The following is a 12683-nucleotide window of genomic DNA, read 5'->3' as shown; positions in this document are numbered from 1 at the left end:
CGCGGGCTTACCGTCGTTTCCAGATGGTCATTTCCGACAGCGTGTGCTGGAATTTGCGGCGGGTTTCGCGGATGACGAACGGCACATCCGTGGGGCCGGACACCAGCTCGAAATGGGTGTCCAGGTGTTCTTTCAAACCGTCCAGGGTGGTGTGGTTTTCCGCGTCTTTCTTGAACCCGCCGATCCAGGCCTGGCGCGGCGTGTGTTCTTCCAGCCAGGTATAAGGGGACGCGATCAGCAGCAGGCCGCCCGCGACGATGCGTTCATGGATCTGATCCAGGAAGCGGGCCGGGTCGTACAGCCGGTCGATCAGATTGGCGGCCAACACCAGATCGTACTGGCTGAACTGGGGCTTCAGATTGCAGGCATCGCCCTGGTAGAACTCGACCCGATCGATCGTGTCCTGCAGATCCAGGTCAGCCAGGCTGCGGGCCTTGTACGACACCAGTTCGCCTTCGTCGGCCAGGGTGTAGCGCAACTGGCCGGACTGGATCAGCTGCACGCCCTGGTTGATGAAGCGGGCTGAAAAATCTACCCCGGTGACCAGATCAAAGACGCGCGCCAGCTCGAACGTGGCGCGCCCGGATGCGCAGCCCAGATCCAAGGCGCGCCGCCGGGGGTGGTCGCCCATGGCGGCGATGGCATGCCGCGCCAGGGCTTGGGGGAAATTCGGCACATCGAAATAGGTGTCGCCGTAGTGGAATTCAGCGTATTCGGACATCAGCTTGTCGGTTTCGTAGTAGGCGGCGGGGGCCTCGGCCGGCGCGTGGGATATCACGTAGCGCAGCCCCGCATGCTGAAAGAAATGGCGCCGGAACGCGTAGCGTGAAGCCCGCACCGCCTCGTTGCCGCAGGCGATCCAGGAACCGCCTTTCATCAGATTATGCTGGCCATCGAAAGTCGGCGTCGTGAAATCGTCGTAGATCGGATGCACATCAAAACCGTTGAACGGATAGGTGGGGGTTTCCGTCCACTGCCAGACGTTGCCGACCACGTCGAACCAGTCGCCATGGGCGTGACGGTTGACCGGGCAGGATGATGCTCCGTGATCCAGGTGCAGGTTGGCGGCGCAAGGCTGATCGTCGGGGTCGTGCAAACCGGCGGCGTCATACAGGCAGTACCATTCGTCTTCCGTGGGCAGGCGCACCGGCTGGCCGGTTTCGGCGGCCTTCCAGTTGCAGAAGGCCTTGGCCTCCAGGTAGTTGACTTCGACCGGCCAGGACCAAGGCATGGGGATTTCATGGGTCATCAGGCGCAGCGCCCAGCCCTGGGTCTTTTTCACCCAGAACGTGGGATGTTCCGCCTGGCTGAAGGCCAGCCATTGGCGGCCTTCTTCGGTCCAGTCGCGGTGGTTGCGATAGCCGCCGGCCTCGACGAAGGCCAGGAATTCCTGGTTGCTGACCAGATAACGGCTGGCCTGAAAGGATTCGACATCGGCGGTATGGCTGCCATATTCATTGTCCCAGCCGTATTGCGGATCGGTAAAGGCCTTGCCGACTTGCACCGTCGCGCCAGGGACTCGCACGGTTTCGTTATGCGGGGCTGCGGCGCCTGTATCCGTCTGGGGCTCCCAGCCGGGGGCCGGGCGCACGTATTTCAGGGCATGCTGGCGGATCAGGACAGACGAGGTTTCCAGGTGGATGCGTTCGTGTTCGATGCCCATGATGATGGCCCACCAGGGGTTCTGCCAGTCGATGGGGGATTGCAGGGGGGCGTGGTCGATCAGATCGCAGACCAGTTGGCGCACGCGCAGGCGATAGGCGCGGACCTCGGCCACGCTGGGCCAGTCGTAGTGGCGTTCGTCCAGGTCATCCCAGCTCATTTCGTCGACGCCGACGGCAAAAATGGATTCCAGGCGCTGATCCAGACGCTGGTCGATCAAGCGGGTCAAGAGCAGCTTATTGACGAAAAAGGTGGCGGTGTGGCCGAAATAGAAAATCAGGGGGTGGCGCAACGCGATGGGCTTGACGACGTAGGCCTCTTCGTTGGCCAGGCATTGGAACAGCGATTCATAGCGGTCGCAGGTTTCCAGGAAATATTGCCGGATCGATGCCCGTAACCGGTTGATGTCCGGCTCGGCCAAATTGGGCGTACGCATGAATCGTGTCGAAGTCTGAGGGGCCGGTGCGGAAGAAAGCGGAGTGGCGGTGGAGGGCATGAGGATATCCGAACGAAATAAGGGGCAGGCGAGTGCTTTAGCCTGGCATTGCAGTGCAAAAAATCGCATGGTCTGAGCTTCACATGCATAATGATATATAGATGCAGCATAACCCTGATATGTTTCATGGGGACCTGAACGGACATGGGGTGGGGGAGCAGGCGAACAGTCGGTGGACAGCGGCGGGCTGCGCGCGGGCGCGCGGGCTGGCTGTGGGTGCAATGCCTGCTAAGCGTCTGGCTGGCGTTTACATGGCCGGCCGCCACCGTGGCGCAATCGTTGGATGCGCTGTGCCCGACTTTGTCGCTCTCTTTGCTGCAGCCGGATGTTCCCTCGTTGTCCGGCCTCTGTTTCATGCAGGACGACCGGCAGGAACTGGGGCCTGAAGACCTGCTCAGCGGTCGTTGGCCGCTGCAGCGCCGCGATGCCGATCAGCTGGTTTTCACTCATACCAAGGCCGCGTATTGGGTCTATGTGCCTTTGCGCAACCCCGATTCGGCGGAACATACCTGGTTTTTGCAGCTGGACTACCCTTTGCTCGACGAGGTCGATTTCTGGATTTACGATCTGGATTCCGTCCGCGCCGGCGCTGCGCCGATCCTGCTGCAGGCCGAACGCATGGGGGATGCCAGGCGGTTCGATATGCGCCCTGTGCGCCATCGCCTGTTTCTGCTGCCCCTGGATTTCCGGCCCCGGCAATCCCTGGGGGTGGTGATCCGGGTGCACAGCAGCGGCGCCATCAATATCCCTCTGTCTCTGCATACCGCCGAGTCGGCCATCGCCGGCACCCAGGATCACAGCCTGGCGCAGGGCATGTTCATGGGGTCGATGCTGCTGTTGGCGATCTTCAATCTGACCCTGTTCTTGCGCCTGCGGCTTTTGCAGCCGCTGTATAACGCCGCCTACATCCTGTGCGGAGGGCTGTTCCTGACGTCGATGTCGGGACTCAGTTTTCAGTATCTGTGGCCGGCTTCCCCCTGGCTGGCCAATGTGTCTGTGCCAGTGACGGAAATCCTGGCGATTCTCAGTCTGCTGCTGTTTACCAAGGCGTTTCTGGGTATTCGCGCGGATCACTGGCCGCGTCATACTCGGGTGATCCACGCCCTGTTCGGTGTGGGTGTGGTGCTGTTTGTCGCCAGCTTCTGGGTGTCATATGCACTCATCATCAAGATCAACACGGTTTATGCCCTGGCCAGCATGCTGGGGATGTTCGCGATCGGGATCTGGCACCAGCGTCAGGGTGAACGCGCCGCCCGCTGGTATGTGGTGTCCTGGCTGGTGTTCTATGCCGGTTTCCTGTTCTATGGCCTGGCGGCTTTCGGCTATATCCCCGGCTTCATGGCTCAGGAACGCTGGATGCAGGTGGCGCTGGGCAGCCAGATATTCTTGCTGACCTATGCCGAGGTCATGCAGCTGCGCGATATGCTGGATCGCGCCTTGCAGATAGAATCTTCGGCCCGTAGTTCTTTGCAGCATCAGGTCCAGGCCCGCACCGCCGATCTGCGGGCCACGATGGGCGCCTTGCAGCAGGCCAATCAGCAACTGCGCGAATTGACCCTGCACGATCCCCTGACCGGCCTGCTGAACCGGCGCGGGCTGGATGAATCTCTGGAACAGCTGCTCAGTCATCCCGGTCTGCCGGGCCGTGATGTCGTGCTGGCTGTGTTCGATCTGGACCACTTCAAGCGGGTGAATGATGATTATGGCCACGACGTGGGGGATTTTGTCCTGAAATGGGTGGCCGAGGTCCTGCGTAATCTATTGCGGCGCAAGGCGGACGTGCTGGCCCGCTTCGGCGGCGAGGAATTCGTCGTGCTGCTGCCGGATACGGCGATACAGGATGCAAGCATCCTGATTCAACGGGTGCTGGACCATGTGCGGGATCATGCGGTGGACCTGGAAGACGGCCGCCAGCTGTCGCTGACCATCAGCGCCGGCGTGGCCGCCTGGCAGTCGGGGGACACTGCTCAGTCGCTGTTCCGGCGGGCCGATGAATGCCTGTATCGCGCCAAAGACGCCGGGCGTGATCGCATGGTGATCAGCACCGGACAGGGCGGACCGGACGGCGTTCAGACGGAAACGCTGCAGGATCGGGCATAAGCATATATCGCGATCGGCAGGATATCGGCATAAACAGCCCGATTTGACCCTGCTTTCATTAGGGATGACCCTGACGCCGACTCAGAAATACCGCACAATGGGCGTTTTCACTTCTTGAGAAGGATCAAGATGGCACGCATCGTCCTGTTCGAAAATATTCATGCCAGCGCCAAAGAAGTCTTCATCGCCGCCGGGTTTGACGAAGTCATCACCTATCCGGGGGCACTGACGGGCGACGCCTTGCGCGATGCCTTGCAAGGCGCGCATGTCGTCGGGATCCGTTCCCGTACGCATCTCGATCAGGGCGTGCTGGCGGATGCGCCGGATCTGCGGGCCATCGGCTGCTTTTGTATCGGCACCAATCAGGTCGATCTGGAAACCGCTGCCTTGCGCGGCATTCCGGTATTCAATGCGCCGTTTTCCAATACCCGTTCGGTCGCTGAACTGGTGCTGGGCGAAGCCATTTTGCTGCTGCGCAAGATCCCTGAAAAGAATGCGCGGGTCCACGAAGGCTTCTGGGACAAGACGGCGGACGGCGCCTACGAGGCCCGCGGCAAGACCTTGGGCATCGTCGGCTACGGCAATATCGGTTCGCAGGTCGGGATTCTGGCCGAATCCTTCGGCATGCGGGTGCTGTATCACGACATCGAAGCCAAGCTGCCGTTGGGCAATGCCCACGCCACCAGTTCGCTCAAGAAATTCCTGGCCCAGGCCGATGTGGTGACGTTGCATGTGCCGGGCGGCAAAGACACCACCAACCTGATCGATGCGGATGCCATCGCCGCCATGAAACCGGGCAGCATTCTGATCAATGCCTCGCGCGGCACGGTGGTGGATATTCCGGCGCTGCAGCGCGCCTTGAAGTCCGGCCATCTGTCGGGCGCCGCCATCGACGTCTTCCCGACGGAACCGAAAAGCCGCGACGAGGCCCTGGACAGCCCCTTGCGCGGCATGCACAACGTCATCCTGACCCCTCATATCGGCGGCAGCACCCAGGAATCCCAGGAAAATATCGGCCGTGAAGTCGCCGAAAAGCTGAAGCGCTTCATCAGCAGCGGCACGACCAAAGGCACGGTCAATTTCCCGGAGATCGCCTATCACGAGCAGGCTGGCGCCGCCCGGATCGTGCATATCCACCAGAACGTGCCGGGGGCCATGGGGGCGCTTAGCAACTTGATGGGTGAGTTCGGCCTGAATATCGTCAGCCAGCAGCTGCAGACGCGCGGCAAGATCGGCTACGCCATCACCGATGTTGACGGAGAAGTCACCGACCAGGTCGTCGAAGGCCTGCGCCGCCACCCCATCACTATCCGCTGCGATCGCGTCTGATCGTTTCCGGTGCGCCCGCGGGCCGCGTCTGCGGCCAGGGCGCCTGTCCGAATGGCCGCCTCAGGGGCGGCCGTTTTTTTGGCAGCACCCTTGATTCAAAAGTGGTCTTTAGCTGCTGAGGCACTTATACTGGGCTCGTTCTTCAGTCAGATCACGAGACCCCGTCCTCCTAGGATTCGGTCAATCTTCCGGGAACAGAAAATCCGGTAGGTTTGATCCAGATCATCACCCCTATTGAATGTGGGGTTTATCGTACAGGGTCCTTATTACAGGAGTTCCCTGCATGAGCAACGTGCCTGATGATGCCCGACCACGCCGAAGCGGCCGCCTGCTGACCGTCTGGACTCCCGAAGACAAGGCTTTCTGGGCGCACGAAGGCCGCGCCATTGCCAATGTCAATTTGTGGATCTCGGTCCCCGCGCTGTTCCTGGCCTTTGCCGTCTGGCAGATGTGGAGCGTCGTCGCGGTCAACTTGCCCAATCTGGGATTTCGCTACACCGAAAATCAGCTCTTCTGGCTGGCGGCATTGCCGGCGCTGTCCGGCGCTACGCTGCGGATCTTCTATTCCTTCATGGTGCCGGTATTCGGCGGACGGCGCTGGACAGCGCTGACCACCGCCAGTTTGCTGTTGCCCACCATCGGGGTGGGGCTGGCCGTCCAGGATCCTTCCACGCCGTATTCCACGATGCTGATGCTGGCGTTGCTGTGCGGTCTGGGCGGCGGCAATTTTTCCTCCTCCATGTCCAACATCAGCTTTTTCTTTCCCAAGGAACGCAAAGGTTCCGCCCTGGGGTTGAACGCGGGGCTGGGCAATCTGGGGGTGTCCTCGGTGCAGTTCCTGGCGCCGCTGGTGATCACCATGGGGATTCTCGGGCCGTGGGCCGGCGATCCTCAGGTGGCGCAGTTATCCGGCGCGCATGGCGGCCCGGTCGAAGTCTGGGCGCAAAATGCCGCCTTTATCTGGGCGCCCTTCATCATCATCGTCGCCATGCTGGCCTGGGTGGGCATGCATGACATCGCAGACGCCAAGGCGTCCTTTCGCGAGCAGGCGGTCATTTTCCAGCGCAAGCACAACTGGATCATGTGCTTTCTGTATCTGGGCACGTTCGGGTCTTTCATCGGTTTTTCAGCCGGTTTTCCCCTGCTGATCAAATACCTGTATCCCGATATCCGGCCTTTGCAATATGCCTGGCTGGGGCCTCTGGTCGGCGCCATGGCCCGGCCGTTCGGCGGCTGGCTGTCCGACCGCCTGGGCGGGGCGAAAGTCACGTTCTGGACGTTTTTCTGGATGATTCTGGGGGTCTTTGGGGTCATGGCGGCCTTGCCGGGCGCCGAATCGGCCGGCAGCTTCCTGGGCTTCCTGCTGGCCTTCCTGTTCCTGTTTTTTCTGACCGGCATCGGCAATGGCTCGACCTTTGCGATGATCCCCGTCATCTTCAATACGCTGGCGCAGCGCCGTCATGGCGCCGGCGCCCTGGCGCAGGCCGAATCCGAAGGTGCGAAGGAATCCGCCGCCGTGCTGGGTTTCAGTGGCGCCATGGGGGCCTATGGCGGATTTTTCATCCCCAAAAGCTTCGGCACGTCCTTTGATCTGACCGGCACCCCCCACGCGGCGCTGGTGTTCTTTGTCGTGTTCTATGCCGTTTCCATTGCTGTCACCTGGTGGTATTACTCGCGTCGCCGTGCGGAGATCCCGTGCTGACGCCCATCGACATCCTGCCCTGCAATCCGGGCCGCGCCGCTGAGCGGCGCCTTTTCGAATTCTTTCAAACGGAGCAACCATCGTGAGCCATTTCATCGATCGCCTGAAATATTTTTCCCGTCCGAAAGAACCCTTTTCACAAGGGCATGGCAACGTGGTGCACGAGGACCGTACCTGGGAAGACGCCTACCGCAACCGCTGGCAGCACGACAAGATCGTCCGCTCTACCCATGGCGTGAACTGCACCGGGTCCTGTTCCTGGAAAATCTACGTGAAAGGCGGCATCGTCACCTGGGAAACCCAGCAGACCGATTACCCCCGTACCCGTCCGGACATGCCCAACCACGAACCGCGCGGCTGTCCGCGCGGGGCGACCTTTTCCTGGTATCTGTACAGCGCCAACCGGGTGAAATACCCCATGCTGCGCGGGCGCCTGGCCCGGATGTGGCGCGAACAGCGCAAATCGATGGGCGCCGTGCAGGCCTGGGAATCCATCGTCACCGATCCAGAGAAATCCAAGTCCTATAAGTCCGTACGCGGTCTGGGCGGTTTCGTGCGTTCCAACTGGGACGAGGTCAATGAGATCATCGCGGCCGCCAACATCTACACTATCAAGCGCCACGGTCCGGACCGTATCGCCGGATTCTCGCCGATCCCGGCCATGTCCATGGTGTCGTATGCCTCGGGCAGCCGTTATCTGTCGCTGCTGGGCGGGTCCTTGCTCAGTTTCTACGACTGGTACTGCGATCTGCCGCCGTCCAGCCCGCAGACCTGGGGCGAGCAGACCGACGTCAGCGAATCCGCCGACTGGTACAACTCGACCTTCATCATGCTGTGGGGTTCGAACGTGCCGCAGACGCGCACGCCCGATGCCCACTTCATGGTCGAGGCCCGTTATCGCGGGGCGAAGGTCGTGTCCGTGTTCCCCGATTATGCCGAAGGCGCGAAATTCGGCGATCTGTGGATGCACCCGAAACAAGGCACCGATGCCGCCCTGGCCCTGGCCATGGGGCATGTGGTCCTGAAAGAATTCCATCTGGCGGGCAAGAGCGCCTATTTCGACCGCTACTGCCGCCAGTACACCGACATGCCGTTCCTGGTGCGCCTGGTGCGTCAGGGCGACCGCTACGTGCCGGACCGCAAGCTGCGGGCGGCTGATTTCGCCGATCGCCTGGGCCAGCAGAACAATCCCGAATGGAAGACCGTCGCCTGTGACGAACAGACCGGCGAATTCATCGTGCCTCAGGGGTCCATCGGCTTTCGCTGGGGCCAGAAAGACGGCGAAGACGCCGGCAAATGGAACCTGGAACTGAAAGATGCGCGCGGCCATGATGTCGCGCCGCGCCTGAGCCTGCTCGAGGTCCATGACGAAGTCGTGCCGGTGGCGTTCCCGTATTTCGGCGGGGTGCATCACGATTATTTCAAGGGGACGGATCACGACGAAGTCCTGGTGCGCAATCTGCCCGTGAAACGGGTGCAGACCGCCGAAGGCGAAGTCCTGGTCGCCACGGTATTCGACCTGTTCGTGGCCAACTACGGGATCGATCGCGGCCTGGGCGGCGAGAATGCCGCCTCGTCCTACGATGACGATGTGCCCTATACCCCGGCCTGGCAGGAACGCATTACCGGCGTGCCGCGCGAACAGGTCATCACGGTGGCCCGCCAGTTTGCGGACAATGCCGACAAGACCGAAGGCAAATCCATGGTGATTCTGGGCGCTGGCCTGAACCACTGGTACCACATGGATATGGCCTATCGCGGCATCATCAACCTGGTGTCGATGTGCGGCTGCGTGGGGCAATCGGGCGGCGGCTGGTGTCACTATGTGGGCCAGGAAAAGCTGCGTCCGCAGACCGGCTGGACCATGCTGACCTTTGCCCTGGACTGGCTGCGTCCGCCGCGCCACATGAACGGCACGTCGTTCTTCTATGCGCACTCCGACCAGTGGCGTTACGAAAAACTGCAGGTCTCGGAACTGCTGTCGCCGCTGGCCGATGCCTCGAAATATCAGGGCAGCCTGATCGACATGAACGTGAAGGCCGAACGCATGGGTTGGCTGCCCACGGCGCCCCAGCTGCAGACCAATCCGCTGCAGGTCGTGCGCGATGCGCAGGCCGCCGGGATGGATCCCAAGGAATACACCGTGCAGGGCCTGCGTGACGGCAAGCTGAAATTCGCCTGCGAAGACCCTGACAATCCCGACAATTTCCCGCGCAACCTGTTCATCTGGCGCTCCAATATCCTGGGCTCGTCCGGCAAGGGGCATGAATACTTCCTCAAGCACCTGTTGGGTACCCAGCACGGCGTGCAGGGCAAGGACCTGGGCGAAATGGGGGAAAGCAAACCCCAGGAAGTCGCCTGGCACGACGATGCGCCCGAAGGCAAGCTCGACCTGCTGGTGACGCTGGATTTCCGCATGTCCACGACCTGCGTGTATTCGGACATCGTGCTGCCCACGGCGACCTGGTACGAAAAAAACGATCTGAACACCTCGGACATGCACCCCTTCATCCACCCGCTGTCGGCGGCCGTGGACCCGATCTGGGAATCGCGCAGCGACTGGGAAATCTACAAGAACCTGGCCAAGAAATTCTCCGAGCTGGCGGTCGATGCCGACCTGCCCGACGAAGATCTGGTGCTGCAGCCCATGCAGCATGATTCCCCGGGCGAATTGACCGATCCCTACGCAGTGCGCGAATGGCACAAGGGCGAATGCGATCTGATCCCCGGCAAGACCATGCCCAACATGATGGTGGTCAATCGCGACTACAAGCATGTCTACGAGCGTTTCACCACGCTGGGACCGCTGGCCGAAAAACTGGGCAATGGCGGCAAGGGTATTTCCTGGGACACCAAGGAAGAAGTCGAATTCCTGGGCAAGCTGAACTACCGTGAACGCGAACCCGGCGTCGGCCAGGGCCAGCCGCGCATCTTCACCGACATCGATGCTTGCGAGACCATCCTGACCCTGGCGCCGGAAACCAACGGCCATGTGGCGATGAAGGCCTGGCAGGCGCTGTCCAAGATCACCGGGCGCGATCACACGCACCTGATCCGGTCCAGCGAACACGAAAAGATCCGTTTCCGCGATATCCAGGCGCAGCCGCGCAAGATCCTGACGTCGCCCACCTGGTCGGGCATCGAATCCGACAAGGTCAGCTATAGCGCCGGCTACACCAACGTGCACGAACTGATCCCATGGCGCACCCTGACCGGGCGGCAAGAGCTGTACCAGGATCACCCCTGGATGCGCGACTTCGGCGAGGCCCTGTGCGTCTACCGCCCGCCGGTGGACACCAAGACCATCAAGCCCATGCTGGACAAGCAGTTCAGCAATGGCGAACCGCACGTGGTGTTGAACTTCATCACGCCGCACCAGAAATGGGGCATCCATTCGACCTATTCAGACAACCTGATCATGCTGACGCTGTCGCGCGGCGGCCCGATCGTCTGGATGTCGGAAATCGATGCAGCCAAGGCCGGCATCGTCGACAACGACTGGATCGAGGTTTTCAACGTCAACGGCGCCCTGGTGGCGCGAGCCGTGGTCAGCCAGCGCGTACCCGAGGGCATGACCATGATGTATCACGCTCAGGAAAAGATCGTGAACGTGCCGGGGTCCGAGATCACCGGCAAGCGCGGCGGCATTCACAATTCCGTCACGCGCACGGTCGTCAAACCGACTCATATGATCGGGGGCTATGCGCAGCTGTCCTACGGCTTCAACTATTACGGGACGGTCGGTTCGAACCGCGATGAATTCGTCGTGGTCCGCAAGATGAAGAAAATCGACTGGATGGATGAAACACACGAAGTGTCCGCCCAGACACAGGCCTGAAAGGAGTCGCACCCATGAAAATCCGCGCACAAGTCGCCATGGTCCTGAATCTGGACAAATGTATTGGCTGCCACACCTGTTCGATCACTTGCAAGAACGTCTGGACGTCTCGCGAAGGGATGGAATACGCCTGGTTCAACAACGTCGAGACCAAGCCGGGCGTCGGCTACCCCAAGGACTGGGAAAACCAGGATCGCTGGAACGGGGGCTGGAGCCGCAAGGCCAACGGCCGTATCGAGCCGCGCCAGGGGGGCAAACTGAAGCTGCTGTCGCGCATCTTCGCCAACCCCAATCTGCCGCAGATCGACGATTACTACGAGCCCTTCACCTACGATTACGATTATCTGCAAAAGGCGCCGGAACGCACCACGCCGCCCGTGGCCCGGCCCCGCTCGTTGATTACCGGCAAGCGCATGGAAAAGATCGAATGGGGGCCGAACTGGGAAGAAATCCTGGGCGGCGAATTCTCCAAACGGTCCAAGGACTACAACTTCGAGGCAGTACAGAAGGACATCTACGGGCAGTTTGAAAACACCTTCATGATGTACCTGCCGCGCCTGTGCGAGCACTGCCTGAATCCCACCTGCGTCGCCAGCTGCCCGTCCGGGTCCATCTACAAGCGCGCCGAAGACGGTATCGTCCTGATCGATCAGGACAAATGCCGGGGCTGGCGCATGTGCATTTCCGGCTGCCCGTACAAAAAGATCTACTACAACTGGAAATCCGGCAAGGCGGAAAAGTGCATCTTCTGTTATCCGCGTATCGAGGCCGGACAGCCGACGGTGTGTTCCGAAACCTGTGTCGGGCGTATTCGCTACCTGGGCGTCTTGCTGTACGACGCGGACGGCATCGAGGCCGCCGCCAGCGTGCCCAATGAAAAGGACCTGTACCAGGCCCAGCTGGATCTGTTCCTGGATCCGCATGACCCTGAGGTCCGCCGCCAGGCGCTGGCCGACGGCATCCCTGAAAATTGGCTGGATGCAGCCTGCAATTCGCCGGTCTACAAGATGGCGGTCGACTGGAAGATCGCCTTCCCGCTGCACCCGGAATACCGCACGCTGCCCATGGTCTGGTATGTGCCGCCGCTCTCGCCCATCCAGTCGGCGGCCAATAGCGGCCAGATCGGCGCCTTTGGTGAAATTCCCGACGTCAAATCCCTGCGGATTCCGCTGCGCTATCTGGCCAATCTGCTGACGGCCGGCGACGAGGCGCCGGTGGAAGTCGCCCTGGAACGCATGCTGGCCATGCGCGCCTTCATGCGGGCGCGGTCCGTGGATCGCCAGGAACGGCACGACATTCTGGATCAGGTGGGGCTGTCGCTGCATCAGGTCGAGGACATGCACCGTTACCTGGCCATCGCCAACTACGAAGATCGCTTCGTGATTCCCACGGCGCACCGTGAAAATGCCGAAAACGCCTTTGAAATGCGCGGCGGCTGCGGCTTTACCTTTGGCAACGGCTGCTCCGGCGGCAGTTCCGAAGGCTCGCTGTTTGGCAAGCCGCGCAGCAAGCGCAAGCCGACCGTGGTGTTTCTTGATCCGGCCAAGACGGCGTAG

6 protein-coding genes are annotated in these 12683 nt (G+C 61.2%); 5 read left to right on the top strand and 1 reads right to left on the bottom strand.

The window, feature by feature from the left end:
- Positions 1 to 7 precede the first annotated feature (7 nt).
- A complete protein-coding gene (gene ovoA, locus VDP79_RS10340) occupies positions 8 to 2098 on the bottom strand; it encodes a 5-histidylcysteine sulfoxide synthase (protein WP_323018126.1) in 2091 nt (696 codons plus the stop codon).
- 276 nt (positions 2099 to 2374) lie between these two features.
- Between ovoA and VDP79_RS10335 the strand changes: the two genes are divergently transcribed.
- The 5 genes from VDP79_RS10335 (at position 2375) to narH (ending at position 12683) form a co-directional block, all read left to right on the top strand.
- On the top strand, positions 2375 to 4258 hold the full coding sequence (locus tag VDP79_RS10335; protein WP_323018125.1) for a diguanylate cyclase: 1884 nt from the start codon (positions 2375 to 2377) through the stop codon (positions 4256 to 4258).
- 129 nt (positions 4259 to 4387) lie between these two features.
- Positions 4388 to 5587: a phosphoglycerate dehydrogenase gene (gene serA / locus VDP79_RS10330; RefSeq protein WP_323018124.1), complete on the top strand. Its 1200-nt coding sequence runs from the start codon at positions 4388 to 4390 to the stop codon at positions 5585 to 5587.
- Positions 5588 to 5870: 283 nt separating this feature from the next.
- On the top strand, positions 5871 to 7289 hold the full coding sequence (locus tag VDP79_RS10325; RefSeq protein WP_323018123.1) for a NarK family nitrate/nitrite MFS transporter: 1419 nt from the start codon (positions 5871 to 5873) through the stop codon (positions 7287 to 7289).
- Between the two features lie 82 nt (positions 7290 to 7371).
- Entirely contained in the window at positions 7372 to 11127 is a 3756-nt protein-coding gene (locus tag VDP79_RS10320) for a nitrate reductase subunit alpha (protein WP_323018122.1), read from the top strand.
- Positions 11128 to 11141: 14 nt separating this feature from the next.
- The gene (gene narH / locus VDP79_RS10315) at positions 11142 to 12683 is read left to right on the top strand and encodes a nitrate reductase subunit beta (protein ID WP_323018121.1); all 1542 of its coding nucleotides are present in this window, start codon (positions 11142 to 11144) and stop codon (positions 12681 to 12683) included.

This window comes from Castellaniella sp. (genome assembly GCF_034675905.1).
Lineage (GTDB): Bacteria > Pseudomonadota > Gammaproteobacteria > Burkholderiales > Burkholderiaceae_B > Castellaniella.
This window is presented reverse-complemented; position numbering and strand designations above follow the sequence as displayed.

Bases quoted from the DNA above. Each gene is read 5' to 3' on its own strand.
- ovoA (WP_323018126.1), bottom strand. From the start codon at position 2,098: ATGCGTACGCCCAATTTGGCCGAGCCGGACATCAACCGGTTACGGGCA.
- serA (WP_323018124.1), top strand. From the start codon at position 4,388: ATGGCACGCATCGTCCTGTTCGAAAATATTCATGCCAGCGCCAAAGAA.
- VDP79_RS10325 (WP_323018123.1), top strand. From the start codon at position 5,871: ATGAGCAACGTGCCTGATGATGCCCGACCACGCCGAAGCGGCCGCCTG.
- narH (WP_323018121.1), top strand. From the start codon at position 11,142: ATGAAAATCCGCGCACAAGTCGCCATGGTCCTGAATCTGGACAAATGT.